The sequence below is a fragment of the Mesorhizobium sp. USDA 3734 genome, from assembly GCF_056279665.1.
In genome coordinates, this window is sequence record NZ_JBWCCW010000001.1 from 3,902,418 (window position 1) to 3,925,967 (window position 23,550).

Here is a 23,550-nt window from a genome sequence, read left to right on the forward strand (position 1 = left end):
TTCAAAGGACCGCAGCGAGATGCCGAAAGTCGGAATGGAGCCATTGCGCCGCAAGGCGCTCATCGACGCGACGATCTCGGCGATCGGCGAGCGCGGTTCGCTCGACGTGACCATGTCCGAGATCGCCGGACGCGCTGGTGTATCCTCCGCACTTGCCCATCACTATTTCGGCGCCAAGGACGATCTGCTGCTGGCGACGATGCGGCACATTCTGGCTGAGCTGACCATCGACATGCGACGTGCCCTTCAATCGGCTGCCACCCCGCGCCAACGCGTTTCGGCCGTGGTGGCCGTCAATTTTCTCCGACATCCAGTTCCAGCCGGAAACCATCGCCGCCTGGCTCGCCTTCTATGTCGAGGCGCAGAAATCATCGGCCTTGCGCCGGCTGCTCAGGGTCTATGCGCGGCGCCTGCATTCGAACCTGATGAGCGGCCTGACCGGCATCCTGCCCAGAGCCGAAGCCGACCGCGCCGCCGAAGCGACCGCGGCGATGATCGACGGGCTCTACATCAGGCGGGCGCTGAAGGACGGCGTACCTGATGCCGCGACCGCGATCGCGCTGGTCGAGGACTATCTCGAAACCAAACTCGGTGAGCGGCGCAAACAGTGACAACGAAGCGACCCAATTTCCTGATCGTCATGGTCGATCAGCTCAACGGGACCCTGTTTCCGGATGGGCCGGCAGAGTTTCTGCACGTACCGCACCTGAAGGCGCTGGCCGCACGTTCGGCGCGCTTTGCCAACAACTATACGGCGTCGCCACTCTGCGCGCCGGGTCGTGCCTCGTTCATGAGCGGACAGCTGCCGTCGCGCACCGGCGTCTATGACAATGCGGCCGAATTCGCCTCATCGATCCCGACCTTCGCCCATCATCTGCGCGCCGCCGGCTACTACACCTGCCTGTCGGGCAAGATGCATTTCGTCGGGCCGGATCAGTTGCACGGTTTCGAGGAGCGGCTGACCACCGACATCTATCCCGCCGATTTCGGCTGGACTCCGGATTACCGCAAGCCCGGCGAGCGCATCGACTGGTGGTACCATAATCTGGGCTCGGTGACCGGCGCCGGCGTCGCCGAGATCACCAACCAGATGGAGTATGACGACGAGGTCGTGTTCCTCGCCACGCAGAAGCTCTATCAGCTTTCGCGCGAGCAGGATGATGCGAGCCATCGGCCCTGGTGCCTGACCGTCTCGCTGTCGCACCCGCACGATCCCTATGTCGCGCGCAAGCAGTATTGGGATCTCTACGAGCACTGTCAGGCGCTGGACCCGGAAACCGGGTTCATCGCGCATGACGAGCAGGATTCGCATTCCCGGCGACTGTACCACGCCAGCGACTATCCCTCTTTCGAGATCACGCCGGAGCAGGTGCGTCGTTCGCGGCGCGGTTATTTCGCCAACATCTCCTATGTCGACGACAAGCTCGGCGAGCTTCTGGACGTTCTCGAACGCACCCGCATGGCCGACGACACAATCATCCTGTTCTGCTCGGACCACGGCGACATGCTCGGCGAGCGCGGCCTGTGGTTCAAGATGAGCTTCTTCGAGGGGTCGGCGCGGGTGCCGCTGATGATTGCCGGCAAAGGCGTTCACGCCGGGCTGATCGAGACGCCGGTCTCCAATCTCGACGTGGCGCCGACGCTTTGCGACCTCGCCGGCATCGACATCGCTGCGATCGCGCCGTGGACCGACGGCCAGTCGCTGCTGCCGCTCACCGAGGGCATCGAGCGCACGGCGCCGGTGCTGATGGAATATGCGGCCGAAGGCTCCAACGCGCCCTTGGTGGCGATCCGCGACGGCAGATACAAATTCGTCCATTGCGAGCTCGATCCGCCGCAACTGTTCGATCTCGAAGCCGATCCGCTCGAGCGAGACAATCTGGCCGACGATCCCGCCAATGCGGGCTTGGTGGCGGCCTTCATGGAAAAGGCCCAGGCGCGCTGGGACATGGCCGGCTTTGATGCCGCCGTGCGCGAAAGCCAGGCGCGCCGCTGGGTCGTCTATCCGGCGCTACGCAACGGCGCCTACTACCCCTGGGATTTCCAGCCCCTGCAAAAAGCGTCCGAGCGTTACATGCGCAATCACATGAACCTCGACAATCTCGAAGAGAGCAAGCGGTATCCGCGAGGCGAATGATGTCAGACCTTATCGTCCCCTCCCTCGAGCATCTCAAGCAGGCCTATGCCGTCACCTCACGGGCGACGCAGATTACGCCGCTGCTGGAATCGACAGCGCTGGCCAGGGAGACGGGCGCCGCCCGCGTCTTCATCAAGCCGGAATCGCTGCAATGGGCCGGCTCATTCAAGGTGCGCGGCGCCTATTGGCGGCTGAAGCAGCTTTCAGCTGACGAAGCGAAGAAGGGCGTCGTCGCCTATTCCTCCGGCAATTTCGCGCAAGGGCTGGCGGCCGCCGGCCAGGCGCTCGGCATTCCCGTCACCATCGTCATGCCGATCGATGCACCGGCCGCCAAGCGCGACGCAACGTCGGGTTATGGCGCCCGCGTCGTGCTGACCGACCATGGCGAGCGCGCGCGGGAGGAGGTCGCCGCCGCCAAGGCCCGCGAGATCGCCGGGACCGAAGGTCTGGCCCTGCTGCATCCGTTCGACGATCCGGAGATCGTCGCCGGCCAGGCGGGCGCCGGCCTTGAAGCACTCGACCAGCTTGCCGCCAAAGACGCCAGCGCCGACCTCTTGTTCTGCTCGGTCGGCGGCGGCGGACTGATCGGCGGCGTTTCGCTCGCCTTCCACTATCTGTCGCCCGCCACTGAGATCATCGGCGTCGAGCCGGAGGGTTTCAACGGCATGGGCTCGTCGCTGGCACATGGCAGCATCGAGACGATGCCGATCGGGCCGAAGTCGATCTGCGACGGCCTGATGTCGCGACGGCCGGGCGATGCTCCGTTTGCCGCGGTGAAGACGGCAGGCGTTCGCGGCATCACCGTCGACGATTCCTCGGTGCGGCGCGCCATGCGGATCGCCTTCGAGCGCATGAAGCTGGTGCTCGAACCATCGGGGGCGGCGTCGCTGGCAGCACTGCTCGGCGGCAAGGTGGATGTGAAGGACAAGACTATCCTTGTCGTGGCTACCGGCGGCAATGTCTCGCTCGCCGATTTTATGGCGCATATGAACCATGCTTGAAGCAGATTTCGTCATCATCGGCTCCGGCTCGGCCGGCTCGGCCATGGCCTATCGCCTGTCGGAGGATGGCAAGCATTCGGTCATCGTCATCGAATTCGGCGGCAGCGATATCGGGCCGCTGATCCAGATGCCATCGGCGCTGTCGATCCCGCTCAACATGAGCCTCTATGACTGGGGCTTTGCCAGCGAGCCGGAACCGCATCTCGGCGGCCGCGTGCTGGCGACACCGCGCGGCAAGGTCATCGGCGGCTCGTCCTCAATCAACGGCATGGTCTATGTGCGCGGCCACGCCCGCGACTTCGACCATTGGGCCGAAGAGGGTGCGGCCGGTTGGGGCTTCGCCGACGTGCTCCCCTACTTCAAGCGCATGGAGGACTCGGACGGCGGCGAGGATGGCTGGCGCGGCAAAAGTGGTCCGCTGCATGTGCAGCGCGGCTCGCGCCGCAATCCGCTCTACGGCGCCTTTGTCGAGGCCGGCCGCCAGGCCGGGTTCGAACTGACCGACGATTACAACGGTTCCAAGCAGGAAGGGTTTGGGCCGATGGAGCAGACCATCAACGGCGGCCGCCGCTGGTCGGCGGCGTCGGCCTATCTGAAGCCGGCGCTGAAGCGCAAAAACGTGAGTCTGGTCAAGGGCTTTGCGCGGCGGGTGATCATCGAGAATCAACGCGCCATCGGCGTCGAGATCGAAGCTCACAAACAGATTCAGGTCGTTAAGGCGCGACGTGAGGTGATCGTCGCTGCATCGTCGATCAATTCGCCCAAGATCCTGATGCTCTCCGGCATCGGCCCGGCCGAGCATTTGCGCGAAAACGGCATTGCCGTGGTGGCCGACCGGCCCGGTGTCGGCCGCAATTTGCAGGACCATATGGAGCTCTACATCCAGCAGGAATCATTACTGCCGATCACGCTCAATTCGGTGCTGAACCCGTTCTCGAAAGCGCTCATCGGCGCGCAGTGGCTGTTCTTCAAGACCGGCCTCGGCGCCACCAACCATTTCGAAGCGGCGGCCTTCGTACGCTCACGTGCCGGCGTGGATTACCCCGATATCCAGTACCATTTCATCCCCGCGGCTGTCCGCTATGACGGCAAGGCGGCGGCCAAGTCGCACGGCTTCCAGGCGCATGTCGGGCCGATGCGCTCGAAGTCGCGCGGCTCGGTGACGCTGCGTTCGCCGGACCCGAAATCGCAGCCGGTGATCCGCTTCAACTACATGTCGCATCCAGACGACTGGGCGGAGTTCCGCCACTGCATCCGGCTGACGCGCGAAATCTTCGGCCAGTCGGCGTTCGCCCCCTATCGGGGCAAGGAAATCTCGCCGGGCAGCCAGGTGCAGTCGGACGACGATCTCGACGTCTTCATTCGCGACCACGCCGAGAGCGCCTACCACCCTTGCGGCACCTGCAAGATGGGCCGCGCCGACGACATGATGAGCGTCGTCGATCCTGAGTGCAGGGTCATCGGCGTCGACGGCTTGCGGGTCGCCGATTCCTCGATCTTCCCGCGCGTCACCAATGGCAACCTCAACGCGCCATCGATCATGACCGGCGAGAAGGCATCCGACCACATCCTTGGCCGCACGCCGCTGGCGCCGTCCAACCAGGAACCATGGATCAATCCGCGCTGGCAGGTGTCGGACAGATAGAGCATGATCGTGTGACTGCACGATCCGCATGCCGCGAAAGACAATTTGGAGGCCTCCCATGCGCGCCCAGCCAACGGCATCGCACTATGTCAACGGACGCTACATCGAGGACGAGGGCGGCGCGCCGCTGCCGGTCATCTATCCGGCAACCGGTGAGACCATCGCCATGCTGCGTTCTGCGACGCCGAACGTGCTGGAGCTCGCCGTCGAGGCAGCACGCGCGGCGCAGCCCGCCTGGGCGCGGCTGAAGCCGGTCGAGCGCGGGCGCATCCTGCGCCGCGCCGCCGACATATTGCGCGCCCGCAACGCCGACCTCGCCCGCATCGAGACGCTGGACACCGGCAAGGCGATTCAGGAAACGCTGGTGGCGGATGCCCCGTCGGCGGCGGATTGCCTAGAATATTTCGGCGGCGCGGTTGCCGCCTACAATGGCGAGTCGGTCGATCTCGGCGGACCCTTCGCCTACACAAGGCGCGAAGCGCTCGGTGTCTGTGTCGGCATCGGTGCCTGGAACTACCCGATCCAGATCGCCGGCTGGAAATCAGCACCGGCGCTCGCCATGGGCAATGCCATGGTGTTCAAGCCGTCGGAAAACACGCCGCTTTCGGCACTGGCGCTGGCCGAGATCTACAGCGAGGCCGGCCTGCCCGATGGGCTGTTCAATGTGGTGCAGGGCTATGGCGATGTCGGCGCCGGGCTTGTCGGCCACGATGTCGTCGCCAAGGTCTCGGTGACCGGCTCCGTCCCGACCGGCCGCAAGGTGCTGTCGCTGGCTGGCTCGAAGATGAAGCACGCAACGATGGAGCTCGGCGGCAAGTCGCCGCTGATCGTCTTCGACGATGCCGACATCGAGAACGCCATTGGCGGCGCCATGCTCGGCAATTTCTATTCGACCGGCCAGATCTGCTCCAACGGCACGCGCGTCTTCGTGCAGAGCGGCATCCACGACCGTTTCGTCGATCGCCTGATAGAGCGGACCAAAAAAATCCGCATCGGCGATCCGCTCGATCCCGAAACCCAGATGGGGCCGCTGGTCTCCAAGGCGCAGCACGATAAGGTGGTCGGCTATATCGAGATCGGCAAGCAGGATGGCGCCATTCTCGCCTGCGGCGGCAATTTGCCTTCGCTGCAGGGGTTCCAGGGCGGCTTCTTCGTCGAGCCGACGGTGTTCACCGGCGTCACCGATGGCATGCGTATCGCGCGCGAGGAGATCTTCGGGCCGGTGATGAGCGTGCTGAAATTCGACGGCGAGGATGAAGTAATCGACCGCGCCAACGACACCGAGTTCGGTCTCGCGGCCGGCGTCTTCACGCGCGACCTGCCGCGCGCCCACCGCGTCATCGCCGAACTGCAGGCCGGCACCTGCTGGATCAACGCCTACAATCTGACACCGGTGGAAATACCGTTCGGCGGCTTCAAGCAGTCGGGCATCGGCCGCGAGAACTCGCTGGCGGCGCTGGCGCTCTATTCGCAGCTGAAGTCGATCTATGTCGAGACTGGGGACGTGGTGAGCCCGTACTGAGCCGATCCTATGCCTTCGGATCGGCTGTGCTATCCAGATACTGGGTCAGCGCGCAGACCAGATGATAGAAGATGCTGGCCGGAACATCTGATGCCAGCGAGCGGCCACGCTCGTCGATGCGGTCGATCCACAGGCCGAGCGGCGCCGGGTCGATGTGCCAGCGGAACAGCCGGCCGACGCGCGCTTCGATCTCGGGCTTCAGATCAGGCCCTCCCGAACCGTCCAGCGCGATCGCAGCCTTCACAGCTTCGGCCTGCGGCCAGCTGCGTGATATCAGGTCGAGCGGTAGGCCCTGCCGCGAGACAGCGCCATAGGCAAGGCCGGTGGCGCGGTTGAGGCCATTGGCGATGGCCGAGGCGTAGAGTTTCCTGGCAAAGCCGCTCAACTCGGCCTGGCCGCTGCGCCCGGCGAAATCGATCAGCAATGAGGCCCATTCGAAATGGTGGCCGGGCTCGGTCCATGAGCCTTTCTCGCCGGCGGAGGGTTTCCATTCGGCATCGAAATACTCGCCAAGCGTCCAGCTTTCCGGGTCGAAGAAATGACTGCGGAAGAGGTCGATGATGCGCGCCGCGCGGCGCAGATGAGCGCGCTCGCCGGTGGCCTGGTACCAGGCAAGAAACGCCTCGAGCAGGTGCATGTGCGGGTTGGAGCGGCGCTCGCCCTCCCCGTCCGACGTTTCGAGGAAGCCGGTCATGCGGCTGTCTTCGAGATGCGCATCGAGGAAGGCGAAGGTTTCCTCGCCGAGGCGTAAGGCGTCTGCATTGCCCGACATATGCGCATGCGCCAGTGCCAGGAGCACGCAAGAATGATCGTAGGCATCCTCGGTGGCGTCGGCGACCGAACCGTCGACATTCAGCGTGCGCACCCAGCCGCCTCTGTCGGTGCGGCCCTTCCCGGCCATGAAGTCGATGCCGTGGCTGATCAGCCGGTCGGCGGGACCATCCCAGCCGCGCTCCTTGGCGACCGCAAAAGCATAGACCTGCCTTGCCGTGGTGCGCATGCGCTTGGGCTTCATCAGCGGCGAGGCGTCCAGGCCGAGCGCTTCATGAAAACCGCCATGGCGTTCGTCGACGCCTGATGTCGACCACAGCGGCAAGGTCTCCTGAAACAGCCAGTGATGCACGCGCCGGCGCCAGGCGCCGCTTTCGATGACGCGGTCTTGCGCCGGCGTGAACCTGGTTTCCAGCCGACCCGATTTCTCGAGCTGCTCGACGATCTTCTTGACGTGCTGGCTGTGGCTGACCGGGGCGACGAAGGTGGCGTCCGATGTCGAGACGATGGCGACGTCCTTCATGCCGATCGCCGACAGCAGGCGGCCGTCACTGCGGATGTAGGAGTTTTCGCAGTCGATGGCGACGACATCGCCGATGATGACATTGCCCTGGTCGTCGGCGGGACCGACGTCGAGCAGCGACTGCCATGAGCCGAGATCGTTCCAGCGGAAGCCGGCCGGCACCATGGCGATGTCTTTTGCCCGCTCCATGATGGCGTAGTCGATCGAGTTCGACGGGATGGCGGCGTAAAGCTCAAGCGGCATGTAGAGGCCGGACAGATCCGATGTCGCTGCCCTGTAGGCAGCTTCGGTGGCCTGCCAGATGTCCGGCTGGAACGCCATGAAGGCGTCACGCATAGCGCCAGCGCGAAACAGGAAGATGCCGGTGTTCCAGTAGAAGGTTCCGGCCTTGAGATAGCTTTGCGCAGTCGCAAGGTCCGGCTTCTCGACGAAGCGCGACACGTCGAAGGTGCCACCGCCTTCGGCTGCGACCTCGATATAGCCATAGCCGGTCTCTGGCTGTGTCGGCTTGATGCCGAACACCACCAGCCGGCCGGCGCGTGCTGCCCCGGTACCGGCTTCGACGCTCTGCCAGAATTGGCGCGGGGTTGATATCTCATGGTCTGACGGCACCACCAGCACCAGGCCGTCGCCGAACTCGGACAGTGTGCGCAGCGTCGCCAGTGCGACGGCGGCGGCTGTGTTTCGACCGGTCGGCTCGAACAACGGGCCGCCGCCCGCGAGGTCGAGGCCGGCAAGATCGGCGTGGACACGATCGGCATGGCGCTCCGCGGCGATCAGGAAGATCGGCGTTTCGCCTTCCGGCCGGGCGGTCAGCCGGCGCAAGGTCTTGGCCAGCATCGAGCCGTCGCCCGACAGGTCGTGGAACTGCTTGGGATTGTCCTCGCGCGACAGCGGCCACAACCGCGAGCCGACGCCGCCGCTCATGACAAAACTGACAATCCGCTCGGTCATTCAGGTCTCACGCTCAGAAGGCAATTGGTACCGGTTGCTATCACACCTAGCCTTTAAGCGGTGTTTATCCCATTGGGAATGCGCTCGGATGCAAGCTCGATGAATGCCTTGACCAAGGGAGAAAGATGCCGGCTGCTCGGATAGAGAACGTGCAAGCCGCCGGCCGGTGTCGTGTAGGCCTTGAGAACGCGCTGCAGTCGTCCGTCATTGATCAGCCCTTCGGCGATCGCCTGGGGCAATTGGGCAATGCCGAAGCCGGCGAGCGCGGCCGCAACGACCGCCTGCATCTCATTGGCGGCGAAGCGCCCGGCCACGACGACTGTTTCCTGGCCGCGTGGCCCGTCCAGCACCCAATGAGCGCCTGAGGCCGAAGGGCCTGCGATCACGCATTGATGGTGCGCAAGGTCCGCCGGGCTCTCCGGCATACCGTGCCGTGCGAGATAATCCGGGCTGGCGCAGAGCAGCCTGTGCGTGGAGCCGAGTTTGCGGGCGATCAGCGTCGAATCCTGAAGGGTCCCGGTGCGGAAAGCGAGGTCTATACCGTCCTCGACCAGGTTGAGCCTGTCGTCGGTGAGGCGGAGCTCGACATTGGTTTTCGGATACATTGCCAGAAAGTCGACCACGGCGCGGATGAGGAAATGGCCGCCAAAGCCGACCGGAGCCGAAATGCGAATCGTGCCCGACGGCTCCGCCCTCGCCTGCGCGAGGCGCAGATTTGCCTCCTCGATCGTGCGCAGCCCCTGGCTGCTCTGCTCATAGTAGAGACGCCCGGCATCCGTCAGGTTGAGGCTGCGTGTCGTGCGCTGCAGCAGGCGCACGCCGACCTCGCGCTCGAGCGCGGCGATACGGCGGCTGACCGTAGTCTTGGGCATGGCGAGCAGACGCGCGGCAGCAGTGAAGCTGCCGGCTTCGACGACGCGGGCAAACACGATGATGTCGTTGAGATCGAGCATTGTACCCAAGAATGGGACTAAGTTTTCCAATTATAGCCAATTATGCATCAATGCGACAGACCCTAGTTTTGCTCCAGAAGAAGCAAGAAGGAGCAAAGACCATGACCAGCAAGCGAAGCATTCTGGTAACCGGCGCCACCGGCCAACAAGGCGGCGCGGTTGCGCGTGCCCTGTTGTCGAGAGGCCATCATGTCAAGGCGCTGACGCGCAAGCCGGACAGTGAGGCCGCGCGGCAACTGGCGTCGGCCGGCGCCGATATCGTGGCCGGCGATCTCGCCGACGCAGCCTCCGTTGTGAGGGCCGCAAAGGACGTCGACACGATGTTCCTGATGGGCAACAGCTACGAGGCCGGGCTGGAAGAGGAAACCCGTCAGGGGATCATCGCCGCAGATGCCGCGAAGGTCGCTGGCATTGGACATCTGATCTATTCGTCCGTTGCTGACACCGACAAGAAGACCGGCATCCCGCATTTCGAGAGCAAATATCTCGTCGAGAAACACGTCGTCGGGCTCGGCATCCCCTACACAATCAGCGCGCCGGTCGCGTTCATGGAAAATGCCGTCGCGCCGTGGTCGATCGACGCGCTCAGCCAGGGCACACAGGCCTTCGCCCTGCCTGCCAAACGCGTCCTCCAGCTCGTCAGCCTGACGGACATCGGCGCCTTCGTTGCCGCCTTGGTCGAGCGGCGGGAACAGGTGTTCGGCAAGCGCTTCGATTTCGCCGGGGACGAACTGTCCGGCGAAGAGCAGGCGAAAATCCTGTCCGAGGCTATCGGCCGTCCGATCCGCTATCAGGAAATTCCGATCGCGGCGGCCCGCCAGCAGAGCGAGGACGCGGCACTGATGTTCGAATGGTTCGACCGCATCGGCTACGATGTCGATGTCGCCGCGTTGCGCAAGGAATTCCCGGAAGTCCGCTGGCACGGTTTTGCCGACTGGGCGCGAGCGTTCGACTGGAGTGTCCTAAAGCGGACAGCTTCCACGACCGACCGCTGATCTTAAAAAGTCTGGTTGTAGGCGCCCACCTCGGGGCTGCGGCGCAGCACGGCATCGACGGCGTCGAACATCTGCCGGCGGCGCTGCGACGATACTGGGCTTTCGACGACCACCACGAGCTCCGGCTTGTTCGACGAGGCGCGCACCAGCCCCCAGGTGCCGTCCTCGGCGACGACACGCACGCCGTTGACGGTGATGAGATCCGCGATCTTCTGGCCGGCGAAAACCATTCCATCCCGCTTCATGGCCTGAAAGTCGGCAACCACCCGCTCGACCACGCCATACTTCACATCGTCCGCGCAGTGCGGCGACATGGTCGGCGTGCCGAAGGTCAGCGGCAGCGCGCGGTAGAGATCGGCCATCGAACTGCCGGGGCTGCGATCCAGAATCTGGCAGATGGCGATGGCGGTGACCAGGCCGTCGTCATAACCGCGGCCGATCGGCGGGTTGAAGAAGAAATGGCCTGACTTTTCGAAACCGGCGACGGCGCCAAGCTCGGCGACGCGGCGCTTGATGTAGGAGTGGCCGGTCTTCCAGTAATCGGTGACGGCGCCGTTGGCACGCAGCACGCTGTCGGTGTTGAACAGGCCGGTCGACTTGACGTCGACGACGAAGGTCGAGCCCGGATGCTGGCTGGAAATATCCCGCGCCAGCATCACACCGACCTTGTCGGCAAAAATCTCGTTGCCTTCATTGTCTACGACTCCGCAGCGGTCGCCGTCGCCGTCGAAGCCAAGGCCGACATCGGCACCGGTCTCCAGCACCTTGTCCCTGATGGCATGCAGCATCTGCATGTCCTCAGGATTGGGATTGTAGCGTGGGAAGGTATAGTCGAGCTCGACATCGAGCGGGATGACCTCGCAGCCGATGCGCTGCAGCGCTTGCGGGGCAAAGGCACCAGCGGTGCCGTTGCCGCACGCGGCGACCACTCTCAGCTTTCGCGTGATGCGTTTGTCACGGGTCAAATCGTCGAGATAGGTCGCGCGAAAATCGCGGACGAAGTCATAGGAGCCGCCGCCGACAAGGTCGAAATCGCCGGCCAGCACGATCACCTTCAGCGCGCTCATCTCTTCGGGACCAAAAGTCAGCGGCCGCGCCGCGCCCATCTTGACGCCTGTCCAGCCATTCTCGTTGTGCGAAGCGGTGACCATGGCGACCGAGGGCGTATCCAGGGCGAACTGGGCGAAATAGGCCATCGGCGACAACGCCAGGCCGATGTCCCTGACGCGGGCGCCCGCCGCCATCAGCCCGGACACCAGCGCCAGCTTGATCGACAGCGAATAGGAACGGAAATCATGCCCGGTGACGATGTCCGGCCCCGCGCCGAGACGGCGAATCAGCGTGCCAAGCCCCATGCCGAGCGCCTGGACGCCGATCAGATTGAGCTCCGGTGGTTGCGAGGAGCCGGGATGGCCGAACCACCAGCGCGCGTCATATTCGCGAAAGCCGGACGCCTTGATCAGCGCGTCGGTTTCGAATTCGAAACTGTTGGGCCGGGCGTCGCCAACGATTTTTGGGGGCAAGACAGCAGAACTCCAGGCGGCAGAAAATACGATCTATCGAGGGCTGCGGCTTAGCACACAAGGCTTTAAGCCACGTTTATCCCGGACCGAAATCCGGGCTTGGCGGAAATGCCCGACGAAAGCGGACGAAATGCGACAGAAGCGCTGCCATTGCCGCTTGCAGGAACGAAGTGTGGCGGCTATAAGCCCGCGGTCTGGTCCACGGAGTGTAGCGCAGCCTGGTAGCGCACCTCGTTCGGGACGAGGGGGTCGCAGGTTCAAATCCTGCCACTCCGACCAGAAAAAACAAAGTGTTAGCGCATCCCGACTTTGGCGCTTAAACTGATCCCCGCCTGAAAATAGACCGAGATGGCTCGCTCCTCTGTGAGACAGGCTGGGAGTCTTGTCTTTCGTCGTCAGCACGTCGCGCCAGTGAGCATCTCGAAGTCACCGACGACTACGGTTTGCCGGTCATTGCGCGTGAATTCTCATGAGCCGAGCGGCATTCAACAATGCCGCGCCATCTGCCTCGATCCTGTCGACAAGTTCGCTAGCCTGATCCGCGGTGATGCCTGTTTCATTGGACAGGAACCGGACGCGAAAGCTCTTTTCCTCGAATGGCACAGAGACAATGGCCTCCTTGCCATCGTGTCGATCTTCGGCCGGCCGCTTGCGGCGCTTTTGCAGTGTCCGCTTCGGTTGATCACATTCCGATAGAGGGTCGATGGACATGGCTCACGTCGCGCTTAACGAAGGCCGAAAAAGCTCAATATCGCTAGGACGATGACCACCGCTCCGACGAGCCAAATGATGTTGTTCATAATCTCTCTCCTGTTGCCTAGGGGAAGCCCGCGCCTCTGGCGGAGACGCGGGCCGACCAGCCTTTGCCGGCTGATCCGCAGCAGACACCAAAGCCGCAGTGCCGGCTGCGAGAATAGAACCATCAGGCGCGCCTAATGTTCCGCTGTTTGGCGAGATCAAGCGGATGGCCTGGTGAATTGCCTTCATATCGGCCTCAGAGCCTATTTATCCCGACGGCAGTAACAGATCGCCGGCCGGGTCCGGAACCATCATGCGCCGAGCGAGATTGATGCGACCAGACACATCGCTCTCTGCAAGAGCGATCGCCCGTTTTTCGACTTGGCGCAAGTGTTCGGGCTGGCCGTTGGGGAAGGCCGGAACCAAAGTGACCAGGGGCAGTTATCCGACGAAGGGCTAATTAAGGAAATGGAGAAACTGCAATGAAAACAATGATCATGTGTGCCTTGGCGCTTTCCATGGGATTGCCCGTTATGGCTTCGGCGGCCGAGACCGATGTGGCTATCAGAACCCACCATCGACACCACAACAGCGTCAAGATCATCAATGAAGATGGCCATCGCTTGCACCACCGCCGCCACGGTGCGGATGCGTTCTATGACCATGGGCGCCGGCATCATCGTCGAGACACCGTCGTCGTGACAGGCTCCGTCTCCACTCACCGCCACCACCCCGTGGTGATCGAAAACGACGGCTACTGATCGCGGACCGCCGGCCCGGCTCCCAGGAGTCGGGCCATTTGGTTGTCGCTCCTGAAAGTTGAGGGTTCGCCCGCCACACGGGAGCAGCGAGCGAACCCTATCAGCGCAGGAAGGGACGTAGCTGCGCCGATGTGCAAAACTTTCGCGAGCGGGTCTTCCGGATGGTCAGCCAAGGGCTATTCCCATCACCATGAAGGTGATGGCCACGGCGAAGACCGGTGCGAGCAACCAGCGCGCTTGGCCAACACTCCTCTCCATCAGCTTCCTCCCGCAAACGTGCAGCGGACAACGACCGCAGGCAGTGGCCGTTCCGAGCGATGCCCCCAATAGGACCATTGCGTTTTGCGATCAGACCTAGGTCCGGTGCCCTGCCCGACCGAAGCCCGGCCTGGGAACCTTTTGCACTTGCCCCAGTTCGGTTGGTTGGGGGCAAAGACCATCAAAAATGAAACGGATGACCATCATCATGTCGAACCATGAGACTGCAAGATCCCATGCCTTGGGGATGCGCGTCGCTGACCTCAAGTCCAAGATGGAGGAGGGCCAGATCACCGAGGGCGAAATGAAGACCTTCCACAAGGTCGCGGCCATCATGGAAGACCGCCAGGGCCGAATTGAAAGCGACGACCTGATTGCCGCATCCTTCGTTACCGACACGCTGCCGAACAGTCAAAAGCCTTGAGTGACCATGCCAACTATCAGCAGACTTTTTGATTCCCATGCCCAGGCGGCCCGGGTTGCCAGCGACCTGGTGGCGGCCGGAATTCCTCGGGTACAGATTGCCATCATCGGACCTTACAATGACGAAGTGGGATCTCTGTGGATGTCCGCTTTGGGAGCCATCCTTGGCGCGGCCGCCAGCGGGTTGGCGTGCCTGAGCGCTGTTGCAGCCCACGGCATCAATCCTCTTGCTGCAAGCGTACTGGCAACAGCGGCGACCGGCGCGGCCTGTGGCGGCGTTGCTGGCGGCCTGCTTGGAACATTCACCATGACTGCCGTGAAGACGGATGATCGCAGTCGTGCCGAGGGGATCGTTTTGGTGACGGCGCATGTCGATGAAAATGAGACTGACATCGCCCAGGCAGTACTCGCCGGTTGTGCCCCGCCGACGTTCGTTGCCGAAGCAGCGTGAGAATTTCCAGGGAAATTGAAGGAATGGCCAGACGGCGCGAAGGCTGACTCACCACGATCAGCTCGAGCCGCTGAAGTTGCATCGTCGATCAGAGCGACCCCCTGAGCGACCTTCTGCAAGTCGCAGACCACTGAAATGCGCGAAAAGCCCGCCCCGGCGTCAGCCGGGACGGGCGCTCTCCGTTTACCAGTGATTGAATTAAGACACTCGACGGATGCTAAACTTCGAGCGACCCAGAATGTTCCTGTATCGGCTGGAAAGGCTCAGCTCAGTGACAGGTTCCTTCGCGATCGCAAACTTTGACGAAATGGACCTCGGCCCTAGGTAGTTCGATGGATATGATGGGGTCGATGAAACGGCGAGCCGGATGCAGCATGAGTTTGAATTCAACGACAGCCTCGCCCCTCGCCCTGATGATTACACTGTTTCTTGTCGCTGGCTGTTCATCGATCAGCGGAACCGTCGATTCGGCGAAATACGATTCGATGACATGCACCGAACTCAACAGCGCGCTGGGGGGCATTGCCCGTAACATCTCTCAAACCGCAATCACCCGCGGCAAGGTCACCAAAACCAGTGTTCCGCGCTGGCTGCTGGGCGGCTCGCGTGTGAAGACCGCGGTCGCCGACCGTGAAACGGCCAGGATCGACCGGCGGAAGCGGCAACAAGAGGCGATTGTCGGGGTACGGGCGCGCAAGTGCCCGAGGTCAACGGACTGAGCAGGCGCTACCTCGGCCTTTGCACCCCGGCCGCTGTCTCAGGCGCTGAGGCGAAACCGCGTGACGTCGATCGCCGCGGCCATCAGCGTCTGTGTGTAGACATGCTGCGGATTGCTGAAGATCGCCTCGGTCGGTCCCTCCTCCACGATCTTGCCCTGCTTCATGACGATGATGTAGTCGGCCATGGCGCGTACGACTGACAGATCGTGGCTGATGAAGAGGTAGGACAGTTCGTGGTCTGCCTGCAGCTTGCGCAGCAGTTCGACGATCTGTTTCTGCACCGAGCGGTCGAGCGCCGAGGTCGGCTCATCCAGCACCACCAGCTTGGGCTTCAGGATCATGGCGCGCGCAATGGCGATGCGCTGCCGCTGGCCGCCGGAGAATTCGTGCGGGTAGCGATTGCGTGCGTTGGGATCGAGGCCGACCTCGCGCAAGGCTTCGACCGCGCGCTGGTCTCGTTGCTTGCCCGAAAGGTTCGGCTCATGCACCAGAAGCCCTTCGGTGATGACCTGGCCGACGGTCATGCGCGGCGACAGTGAGCCGAACGGATCCTGGAAGACGAGCTGCATTTGACGCCGTAGCGGTCGCATCGCCTGCCGGTCGGCCTGGGAGATGTCTCGATCGCCGAAACGGATGAGCCCGTCACTGGGCAACAGCCGCAGCAAGGCGCGGCCGAGGGTCGATTTGCCCGAGCCGGATTCACCGACGATGCCGATGGTCTGGTTGCGCTGCAGCCGGATCGAGATGTGATCGACCGCCCGCAGCAGCAACGGCTCGCCAGCAAGAAATCCGCCGCCGATCCTGAACGTCACCTCGACATTCCTGCCTTCGAGCAGCACCGGGGCATTGGCGGGCGGCGGCGCCTTGCTGCCGGTCGGTTCGGCCGCCAGCAGCATTTTCGTATAGGCATGCTGCGGGTTGACGAAGATGGCTTCGGCCTCACCCTCCTCGACAACCTCGCCCTGGCGCATGACATAGACCCGGTCGGCAAAGCGGCGGACGATGCCGAGATCGTGGGTGATGAAGACGATCGCCATGCCGAGCTTGCGCTGCAATTCGGCCAAAAGCACCAGGATCTGCGCCTGGATAGTCACGTCGAGCGCCGTCGTTGGCTCGTCGGCGATCAATATGTCGGGGTCGTTGGCAAGCGCCATGGCGATCATCACGCGCTGGCGCTGGCCGCCGGACATCTCGTGCGGATAGGATTTCATCCGCCGCTCGGGGTCTGGAATATGCACAAGCCGCAGCAGCTTGAGCGCCTCTTCGTGCGCCGCGGCAGCATTTAGGCCCTGATGCCGTCGGATCGGTTCGATCAGCTGGTTGCCGATCGAATAGAGCGGATCGAGCGAGGTCATCGGCTCCTGGAAGATCATGCTGATCTTGCGGCCACGGACCTTGTTCAGCTCGGATTTGCTCAGCGTCAGGAGATTGCGGCCCCGGTAATCGACACTGCCCGTCGCTTCGCCATTCGATGCCAGCAGGCTCATCGCCGCCATCATCGTCTGGCTCTTGCCGGAGCCGGATTCGCCAACCACGGCAACGGTTTCGCCTGATTTGACGTGGATGTTGATGCCCTTCACCGCCTCGACCGCGCCGTCGAGCGTGCGGAAGCGGACACGCAAATCCTTGACGCTGAGGATCGTTTCGGAAGCAGCCATTTCAGCGATCCCCATCTTTATCGATCTCTCGGGTCGAGCGCGTCGCGCAGGCCGTCGCCGACGAAGTTCAGGGCAAACAGCGTCGAGACGAGGAAGAAGGCTGGAAACAGGAGCAGCCAGTTGGCAGTGCCGATATTCTTGGCGCCGACCGAGATCAGCACGCCCCAGCTGGTCATCGGCTCCTGCACGCCGAGCCCGAGGAATGACAGGAAACTCTCCAGGATGATGACCTGCGGTACCAGCAGCGTCATGTAGATCACCACCGGACCAAGCAGGTTGGGGATGACGTGACGCAGCAGGATGCCGCGCTGGCCGACACCCATGGCTTCCGCCGCCTGGACATATTCCTGGCGGCGGATGGACAGCGCCTGGCCGCGCACGATGCGCGCCATGTCGAGCCACAGCACGGCGCCGACCGCCAGGAACATCAGCACGAAGTTGCGGCCGAAGAACACCACCAGCATGATGACGAAGAAGATGAAGGGCAAGGAATAGAGCACGTCGACGATGCGCATCATCACCTCGTCGACCTTGCCGCCGGCAAAGCCGGCAGCGGCCCCGTAGATCACGCCAATGACCACCGCCACGACGCCGGCTAGCAGGCCGATGGCCAGCGATATGCGCCCGGCCATCAGCGTGCGCGAGAGAAGATCGCGGCCGGTGTTGTCGGTGCCGAACAGGAAATATTGCTGCTTGATCGACGCACTCATCGTCACTTCGAGGCCGTCAGGCGACTTGCTCTCGATCTTGGTGTCGTCAAAGGCATCGGAGCGGTCGAGATAGCGGATGTTGCGGTCGTCGATCGGCTTGGTCGACTTGACGGTGACGAAGACCTGGTTGCCTTCCTGCCGCCACTCCTTGATGTCGACCCGCATGCGCTTGATCGCTTCGGTGAGCGCCGTCTCGATCATGTCAGCCTTCGGATAGGCCGACAGGCTCGGAGGCATGCGCACATAGTCGGCATAGATGGTGGTGTATTGATGCGGCACGAACCAGGGCCCGAACACGCTGACGACACCGATCAGGGCGAGGTAATACAGGCTGAACATGGCGGCGCGATTGGCCTTGAGGCGCGCCCAGGCATCACCCCAGAGCGAACGGCCGACAACGGCGGGAGCCGTGGCTGCAATGTCAGTCATAGCGCACCCTCGGGTCGACGACCGCGTACATGACGTCGACGATCAGGTTGAAGACGATGGTGAAGATAGCGATCACCACCACCGTTCCCATCACCAGCGTGTAGTCGCGGTTGAGCGCGGCATCGACGAAATAGCGGCCGACGCCCGGAATGGAGAAGATCGTCTCGACGATGACCGAGCCGGTCAGCAGTGCCGCAGCTGCCGGGCCGGTGAAGGAGACGATCGGCAGGATGGCGCCGCGTAGCGCGTGCCAGACCACCACCGACCAGTCGGAGAGGCCAAGCGCGCGTGCCGTGCGGATATGGTGGGACCGCAAGGATTCGATCATCGAGCCGCGCATCAGCCGGGCGACGATGGCGATTTGCGGCAGAGCGAGTGTCAGCGCCGGGCCGACCTTGTTGATGAAAGCACCATCACCCCAGCCACCGATCGGCAACAGCTGCCAGGTCAGCCCGAACAGGAGCTGGATCACCGGCGCGATGACGAAGGTGGGGATGGTGCTGCCGGCGGTCGCCAGCGCAATCACCGTATAGTCGCCAAGCTTGTTCTGGTTGAGGGCCGCAATGGTGCCGAGCACGCAACCGAGCAGAAGCGCCAGGACGAGCGCCGAGGCGCCGAGCTGGACCGAAATGGGCAGGCCCTTGGCGAACAGTTCGGTGACGGTGAAGTCCGGCATGTTGTAGCTCGGGCCGAAATTGCCGCGCAGCAGATTGCCGAGATAGTGGACGAATTGCAGCCAGAGCGGATCGTTGAGGCCGAACTGGGCTTCAAGGTTGGCCCTGATCTCGGGACTTAGCCCCCGCTCCTGGTTGAACGGGCCGCCTGGCGCGACGCGCATCAAGAAAAACGCCATGGTCACGATGACGAACAGCGTCGGGATGGCGGTCAGAAGCCGCCGTAATACGTATCGCAGCATCGGTGCCCCGCTTGATCCAGAGCAACGCGCGTCCAGCTGGACGGTTGCGCTCTAGCCTTCAAATCTTCGCACCGACATGCCGAAAATCGATTCCGGTTCCCGGGCCGATGCGATGGCAAACCAGCACCGCCGCGCATTGAGTTGCGCGGCGGCCCAGCCAAGGATCAGTCCTTGCTGATGAAGCGGGACGGATGGATGTCCATCACATTGTCGTCGAAGCCATGCAGCTTCGAGGAAACGATGTCGTGGAAGCTGTAGTAGAGAAGCGGAATGTTACCGGCGTCATCGACAAGGATGCGCTCGGCCTCGGTGAGGTCCTTCATGCGCTCTTCTGGCTTGCCGCCGGCAGCCGCGGCCTTGTCCATGGCCGCTTCATATGCCGGGCTGACATAGCTCGAATAATTGTTGCCGCTGGCCTTGCGCGTGATGCCGAGGAAGGTCTCCGGATCCTTGTAGTCGGCGATCCAGGCGGCACGTGCCAGATCATAGTTGCCCTTCTGCTCGAGGAAGGAATAGTGGGTCTTGGTGTCGGTGTTGAGCAGCGTGACCTCGACGCCAAGCGGCTTCAGCTGTTCCTGGATGGCGACCGCGGTGTTCTTGTGGTTTTCCGACGTGTTGTAGCGGATCTCCATCTTCAACGGATGCTCGGGCGTATAGCCGAGTTTCTCGAGGGTCTTCTTGGCAGCGTCCTCGCGGTCGATCTGCGACATGTCGGCGTATTTGGCCATTGCCGGCGTGTAGCCCGCGATGCCCGGGGGCACCATAGAATAGCCAGGCAGCATCGAGTTCTGCCAGACTTTCTCGGCGAGGAAGTCGCGATCGATCGCCATTGAGATGGCGTTGCGCAGCTCGACATTGTCCCACGGAGCCTTGTCGGTCTTGATCGCATAGTAATAGGTGCCGAGATATGGCCCGACACGGACCTGGTCGCCGAATTTGGTCTTGAGATCGGCGAGTTGTTCGGTCGGCAGATCGCCGTAGCTGTCGAGTTCGCCGGCCTCGAAGCGCTTCATCGCCGATGAACGGTCTTCGGTCGGGATATAGTTGACGACGTCCATCTTGACGGTCGCGGCGTCCCAGAATTTCGGATTCTTGACCAGCTTCATGTGGTCGTTGGGAATCCACTCGGCCAGTGTATAGGCGCCGTTCGAAACGAGATTGCCCGCCTTGATCCAGTCAGCGCCGAGTTTTTCGATTGAAGCCTTGTTGACTGGATAGGTGGCCTGATGGGTCAGCATCTCCAGGAAGTAGGGCGTCGGCGCCTTGAGCGTGACTTCGAGGGTATTTGTGTCAAGTGCCTTGACGCCCATATCCTCCGGCTTGCCTTTCTTGGTATTGACGTCTTCCGCACCCTTCACCGGATACAGCATCGAGGCGTATTCGGCAGCGGTGGCCGGATCTTCCAGCCGACGAAACGAATAGACGAAGTCGTCAGCCGTCACCGGGCTGCCATCCGACCAGAGGCCATCCTTGCGCAGCTTGAAGGTGTAGACAGTGCCGTCGTCGGACACTGTCCAGCTTTCGGCCGCGCCCGGAATGAGGTTCGTCTTCTGGTCATGCATGACCAGACCCTGGAACAGGTCGCGTATGATATCGGCTTCGTAGACGGTCGAGGTCTTGTGCGGATCGACCGTCTCCGCTTCGGCGGCACTGCCTCTGTTATAGACGGTCTCGGCGAAAGCCGGCGTGTAGAACGTGCCAGCCGCCAAAGCCATGGTTGTGGCGAGCACCGTCGCCTTCAGCATGTTTTTCATCAGCATGAAGTTCTCCCTGTCGGCGCTGCCGTCAGCGCGCCTTTTGAGTGTTGACGCCCCGGAGCCGATATCTGACCCCTTTGAGCGCGCCGCTGGTTCCCTTCCCGCGGCTGGTGGCCAAACACTAACGCGGAGAATTTTTATTTCAACAGACTCTCTGGGTCACCCAAAGTAAGGCGGCACGAAAGCTATGCCGTAGCAGCCGAAACACCCGCCGAAACCAGAAGCTTGACTTGGTTTCCTCATCTCGGCGCCATTCTCCATCGGGAATCCGTGGCCAAGCCGGTTTGCCGGAATGTGTTAATGCGTTCTTAAGCAACCAGAAGTTACATTATGGCTACCTTCTATACAGTTCGATCTCAGATGCACGGCGGCCATGAGTACCAGAGTAAGTAACCCGCATAGAATCCGTCGAATAACGCGGAAATTTCAAGAAGAGTCTGGTACTTCGGCGGTTGAGTTCGCCTTACTCTCGCCGATCTTCATTCTCATTTTGCTCGGAATGGTTGCATACGGTATATATTTCGGCGCTGCCAACTCGATCCAGCAGATCGCGGCGGATGCGGCCCGCACGGCGATTGCCGGGCTGAACCAGACCGAGCGCCGAACCCTCGTAGCCAGCTTCGTCACCAACAACGCCGGCGGATATCCCTTCGTGGATGTCAGCAAGTTGACCTACCAGGCCAACGACAGCACGGCCGACGGAAGCCAGTTCGTGGTGTCCATCCAGTACGACGCGCGCAACCTGCCGATCTGGAACCTCTTCCCGGGCATAGCGATGCCGGGAACGACGATCACGCGCCAATCAACGATCAGGGTCGGGGGCATCTGAATGCTGCTGCGTGCGGGCAACAAGATCGGCCGGCTTGCCCGGTTGATGCTGGGCGACAGGAAAGCGAATTTCACCGTCATGGCGGCTCTGAGCGCGCCGGTCGCGCTGGCGCTGGCCGCGGTGGCCATCGATGAAGCCTCGATCTACACCGAGCGCCGCGAAGCACAGGCAATGGTGGATCTGGCGGCGATCACCGCCGCCTCGAACATAACCAACATCAACGCCGCCGTCGTGACCACGCTGACTGACAACGGCATGCCAAATGTTGTCGTTGAAGCCTCGGGACAGACGATCGCTCCAGCCGTCGGCAAAACCGTGGTGTCGGTCACACCAGGGCGATACGCGGCATCCGGCGCCAATTTGAGCCAGCGCTTCCAGGCCAGCGTAACCCCCTACAATGCCGTCCGTGTGACCCTGAAGAAGATCCCTGCCCGCTATTTCGCGAGTTCGCTGATCCCCTCTCCCGTCATCGGCACCCAGGCCACGGCCAGCATGACGCCGCAGGCGACGTTCTCGGTCGGGTCTAGGCTCGCCAGCGTCAATGGCGGCATCCTCAACGCACTTCTCGGCAGTCTTCTCGGCGGCAACATTTCGCTCAGCGTCATGGACTACAACGGATTGATCTCGGCCGACGTCAGTGTCCTCTCCTTCATAAGTGCCCTTGCCACACAAGTGAACGTGACCGGGGGCACCTATTCGGATGTGCTGGCCTCCAAGGCGACCGTCGGTCAGATCGCTACCGCCATGGCCAACGTGCCCGGACTTGGCAACACAGCCAAGGTCGCCCTGCAGACGATTGCTTCCAAGTCGACCAGCACGGTCAAGATCCCGCTCAGCAGCCTTGTCGACCTCGGCTCCGTGGGCAGCCTTGGACTGGGACAAACCCCGACAGGCCTTGGGGTCGATGCAAGCGCCATGGGAATGCTGACCGCCGCCGCCGTGCTGGCGAACGGCACCAACCAGGCTCAGGTCAATCTCGGAGCCACTGTACCCGGGCTTTTGTCCACCGCGCTTACCATTGCCATTGGCGAGCCGGCGCAATCCTCGCCTTGGCTCGCCGTCGGTGGAATCGGTACCACGGTGCGCACCGCCCAGACGCGTATCAAACTGGTGGCTACCGTCGGGATCGGCACGCCCGGTCTCGGCGGCGGTATCAGCCTGCTGGCCGTCAATCTGCCGCTGAATGTGGAAGTCGCCTATGCCGAAGCCAAACTGACCGACATCACCTGTCCAACAGGCCCCTCCAGCATCAAGGTCTCCATCGCCGCGCACCCAGGCATTGCCTCGCTGCATCTGGCCAACAGCAACAGCTCAGGCTTTGGCGACTTCAGCCAGCCGCAGACATTCACCGACGCGGAAATCGCGGATGTGAGCCTCAAGCTGCTGCTGATCAACATTCCGCTGATACAGGTGATGGGCTCCGCCGCCACCGCGATCACCAACAACAACCCGACGACGCTTACCTTCGACGCAGCCGATATCACCAACAAGACGATCAAGACCGTTTCGACGCGCAACATCACGCAGTCGCTCACCACGTCGCTGGTCAGCAACCTGTCGCTTTCGGTCAATGCGCTTGGTCTGGGAATCGATCTGACCGCACTGCTCGGAACGGTTAAACCGGCAGTGGTGGCTGTACTCAACGGCATAACGGCACCGGTCGACGACCTGCTCTACAATGTGCTTTCAGCCCTTGGCGTGGGTGTCGGCGAGGCCGATGTGCGGGTTACCGGCGCGACTTGCGGACGCTCGGTACTCGTCCAGTAAAGACGACTTAAAGCGCGCTGCGTTGAAACGGATTCAGTCGACGCGCTTTACGCTTTTTTATGCATGTCGTTGCCCCAAAACCGCGCGCACTTTTGGGCGACATGCATGGG

The 23,550-nt window shown here is 62.5% G+C and carries 19 protein-coding genes, 1 tRNA gene and 1 pseudogene; 13 read left to right on the forward strand and 8 right to left on the reverse strand.

What is annotated here, in order from left to right:
- Nucleotides 1-19: 19 nt before the first annotated feature.
- From betI to betB, 5 genes and pseudogenes are all read left to right on the forward strand, one after another.
- Nucleotides 20-611: pseudogene (gene betI, locus ACZ89F_RS19205) on the forward strand (choline-binding transcriptional repressor BetI).
- Complete coding sequence (gene betC / locus ACZ89F_RS19210) at nt 608-2,137, forward strand: choline-sulfatase (RefSeq protein WP_476093544.1); 1,530 nt, start codon at nt 608-610, stop codon at nt 2,135-2,137. Before betI ends, betC begins: the two are co-directional and overlap by 4 nt.
- Entirely contained in the window at nt 2,134-3,138 is a 1,005-nt protein-coding gene (locus ACZ89F_RS19215) for a threonine/serine dehydratase (protein WP_476093546.1), read from the forward strand. The genes betC and ACZ89F_RS19215 overlap by 4 nt, the downstream gene beginning before the upstream one ends.
- Nucleotides 3,131-4,783, forward strand: a complete 1,653-nt coding sequence (gene betA / locus ACZ89F_RS19220; protein WP_476093547.1) for a choline dehydrogenase — start codon at nt 3,131-3,133, stop codon at nt 4,781-4,783. The genes ACZ89F_RS19215 and betA overlap by 8 nt, the downstream gene beginning before the upstream one ends.
- A gap of 58 nt (nt 4,784-4,841) precedes the next feature.
- Nucleotides 4,842-6,305 carry a betaine-aldehyde dehydrogenase gene (betB, locus tag ACZ89F_RS19225; protein WP_476093549.1) on the forward strand — a complete coding sequence of 488 codons (1,464 nt, stop codon included), beginning with the start codon at nt 4,842-4,844 and terminating at the stop codon, nt 6,303-6,305.
- A 7-nt stretch (nt 6,306-6,312) separates the two neighbouring features.
- On the opposite strand, the gene ACZ89F_RS19230 is transcribed toward betB, so the two are convergent.
- On the reverse strand, nt 6,313-8,553 hold the full coding sequence (locus ACZ89F_RS19230; RefSeq protein WP_476093551.1) for an AGE family epimerase/isomerase: 2,241 nt from the start codon (nt 8,551-8,553) through the stop codon (nt 6,313-6,315).
- A 53-nt stretch (nt 8,554-8,606) separates the two neighbouring features.
- On the reverse strand, nt 8,607-9,506 hold the full coding sequence (locus ACZ89F_RS19235) for a LysR family transcriptional regulator (protein WP_476097312.1): 900 nt from the start codon (nt 9,504-9,506) through the stop codon (nt 8,607-8,609).
- Nucleotides 9,507-9,607: 101 nt separating this feature from the next.
- On the opposite strand from ACZ89F_RS19235, the gene ACZ89F_RS19240 reads away from it, so the two are divergent.
- Nucleotides 9,608-10,501, forward strand: a complete 894-nt coding sequence (locus ACZ89F_RS19240) for an NmrA/HSCARG family protein (RefSeq protein ID WP_476093552.1) — start codon at nt 9,608-9,610, stop codon at nt 10,499-10,501.
- A 2-nt stretch (nt 10,502-10,503) separates the two neighbouring features.
- Here ACZ89F_RS19240 and ACZ89F_RS19245 read toward each other — a convergent pair whose 3' ends face one another.
- Entirely contained in the window at nt 10,504-12,024 is a 1,521-nt protein-coding gene (locus ACZ89F_RS19245) for a phosphomannomutase/phosphoglucomutase (RefSeq protein ID WP_476093554.1), read from the reverse strand.
- A 202-nt stretch (nt 12,025-12,226) separates the two neighbouring features.
- On the opposite strand from ACZ89F_RS19245, the gene ACZ89F_RS19250 reads away from it, so the two are divergent.
- Nucleotides 12,227-12,303 (forward strand) — tRNA-Pro (locus ACZ89F_RS19250).
- 171 nt (nt 12,304-12,474) lie between these two features.
- Here ACZ89F_RS19250 and ACZ89F_RS19255 read toward each other — a convergent pair.
- Nucleotides 12,475-12,735, reverse strand: coding sequence for a hypothetical protein (locus tag ACZ89F_RS19255; protein ID WP_476093556.1), 261 nt, complete (start codon nt 12,733-12,735; stop codon nt 12,475-12,477).
- Between the two features lie 509 nt (nt 12,736-13,244).
- On the opposite strand from ACZ89F_RS19255, the gene ACZ89F_RS19260 reads away from it, so the two are divergent.
- The 4 genes from ACZ89F_RS19260 to ACZ89F_RS19275 all read left to right on the forward strand — a co-directional run bounded on the left by ACZ89F_RS19260 (nt 13,245) and on the right by ACZ89F_RS19275 (nt 15,374).
- Nucleotides 13,245-13,523 (forward strand): hypothetical protein, encoded by a 279-nt coding sequence (locus ACZ89F_RS19260; protein ID WP_476093558.1) that lies wholly within the window; start codon nt 13,245-13,247, stop codon nt 13,521-13,523.
- A gap of 466 nt (nt 13,524-13,989) precedes the next feature.
- The gene (locus tag ACZ89F_RS19265; protein ID WP_476097313.1) at nt 13,990-14,205 is read left to right on the forward strand and encodes a hypothetical protein; all 216 of its coding nucleotides are present in this window, start codon (nt 13,990-13,992) and stop codon (nt 14,203-14,205) included.
- A 6-nt stretch (nt 14,206-14,211) separates the two neighbouring features.
- Nucleotides 14,212-14,655, forward strand: a complete 444-nt coding sequence (locus ACZ89F_RS19270; RefSeq protein ID WP_476093560.1) for a hypothetical protein — start codon at nt 14,212-14,214, stop codon at nt 14,653-14,655.
- A gap of 350 nt (nt 14,656-15,005) precedes the next feature.
- A complete protein-coding gene (locus ACZ89F_RS19275; protein WP_476093561.1) occupies nt 15,006-15,374 on the forward strand; it encodes a hypothetical protein in 369 nt (122 codons plus the stop codon).
- Between the two features lie 38 nt (nt 15,375-15,412).
- Here the strand turns inward: ACZ89F_RS19275 and ACZ89F_RS19280 are convergent, their stop codons facing one another.
- The 4 genes from ACZ89F_RS19280 to ACZ89F_RS19295 form a co-directional block, all read right to left on the reverse strand.
- Entirely contained in the window at nt 15,413-17,032 is a 1,620-nt protein-coding gene (locus ACZ89F_RS19280; protein ID WP_476093562.1) for an ABC transporter ATP-binding protein, read from the reverse strand.
- 17 nt (nt 17,033-17,049) lie between these two features.
- Nucleotides 17,050-18,171 carry an ABC transporter permease gene (locus tag ACZ89F_RS19285; protein WP_476093564.1) on the reverse strand — a complete coding sequence of 374 codons (1,122 nt, stop codon included), beginning with the start codon at nt 18,169-18,171 and terminating at the stop codon, nt 17,050-17,052.
- On the reverse strand, nt 18,164-19,087 hold the full coding sequence (locus tag ACZ89F_RS19290; RefSeq protein ID WP_476093565.1) for an ABC transporter permease subunit: 924 nt from the start codon (nt 19,085-19,087) through the stop codon (nt 18,164-18,166). Before ACZ89F_RS19290 ends, ACZ89F_RS19285 begins: the two co-directional genes overlap by 8 nt.
- A gap of 164 nt (nt 19,088-19,251) precedes the next feature.
- Nucleotides 19,252-20,844 (reverse strand): peptide ABC transporter substrate-binding protein, encoded by a 1,593-nt coding sequence (locus ACZ89F_RS19295; protein ID WP_476097314.1) that lies wholly within the window; start codon nt 20,842-20,844, stop codon nt 19,252-19,254.
- Between the two features lie 373 nt (nt 20,845-21,217).
- Between ACZ89F_RS19295 and ACZ89F_RS19300 the strand changes: the two genes are divergently transcribed.
- Nucleotides 21,218-21,673, forward strand: a complete 456-nt coding sequence (locus ACZ89F_RS19300) for a TadE family protein (RefSeq protein ID WP_476093566.1) — start codon at nt 21,218-21,220, stop codon at nt 21,671-21,673.
- The gene (locus ACZ89F_RS19305) at nt 21,674-23,440 is read left to right on the forward strand and encodes a hypothetical protein (RefSeq protein WP_476093568.1); all 1,767 of its coding nucleotides are present in this window, start codon (nt 21,674-21,676) and stop codon (nt 23,438-23,440) included.
- The last annotated feature ends 110 nt before the right edge of the window (nt 23,441-23,550 follow it).

Coding starts and splice junctions, on each gene's coding strand:
- betB (WP_476093549.1), top strand. CDS start 4,842: ATGCGCGCCCAGCCAACGGCATCGCACTATGTCAACGGACGCTACATC.
- ACZ89F_RS19275 (WP_476093561.1), top strand. CDS start 15,006: ATGAAACGGCGAGCCGGATGCAGCATGAGTTTGAATTCAACGACAGCC.
- ACZ89F_RS19230 (WP_476093551.1), bottom strand. CDS start 8,553: ATGACCGAGCGGATTGTCAGTTTTGTCATGAGCGGCGGCGTCGGCTCG.
- ACZ89F_RS19260 (WP_476093558.1), top strand. CDS start 13,245: ATGAAAACAATGATCATGTGTGCCTTGGCGCTTTCCATGGGATTGCCC.
- ACZ89F_RS19215 (WP_476093546.1), top strand. CDS start 2,134: ATGATGTCAGACCTTATCGTCCCCTCCCTCGAGCATCTCAAGCAGGCC.
- ACZ89F_RS19270 (WP_476093560.1), top strand. CDS start 14,212: ATGCCAACTATCAGCAGACTTTTTGATTCCCATGCCCAGGCGGCCCGG.
- ACZ89F_RS19255 (WP_476093556.1), bottom strand. CDS start 12,735: ATGTCCATCGACCCTCTATCGGAATGTGATCAACCGAAGCGGACACTG.
- ACZ89F_RS19300 (WP_476093566.1), top strand. CDS start 21,218: ATGAGTACCAGAGTAAGTAACCCGCATAGAATCCGTCGAATAACGCGG.
- ACZ89F_RS19305 (WP_476093568.1), top strand. CDS start 21,674: ATGCTGCTGCGTGCGGGCAACAAGATCGGCCGGCTTGCCCGGTTGATG.
- ACZ89F_RS19265 (WP_476097313.1), top strand. CDS start 13,990: ATGTCGAACCATGAGACTGCAAGATCCCATGCCTTGGGGATGCGCGTC.
- ACZ89F_RS19280 (WP_476093562.1), bottom strand. CDS start 17,032: ATGGCTGCTTCCGAAACGATCCTCAGCGTCAAGGATTTGCGTGTCCGC.
- ACZ89F_RS19290 (WP_476093565.1), bottom strand. CDS start 19,087: ATGCTGCGATACGTATTACGGCGGCTTCTGACCGCCATCCCGACGCTG.
- ACZ89F_RS19235 (WP_476097312.1), bottom strand. CDS start 9,506: ATGCTCGATCTCAACGACATCATCGTGTTTGCCCGCGTCGTCGAAGCC.
- ACZ89F_RS19285 (WP_476093564.1), bottom strand. CDS start 18,171: ATGACTGACATTGCAGCCACGGCTCCCGCCGTTGTCGGCCGTTCGCTC.
- betA (WP_476093547.1), top strand. CDS start 3,131: ATGCTTGAAGCAGATTTCGTCATCATCGGCTCCGGCTCGGCCGGCTCG.
- ACZ89F_RS19240 (WP_476093552.1), top strand. CDS start 9,608: ATGACCAGCAAGCGAAGCATTCTGGTAACCGGCGCCACCGGCCAACAA.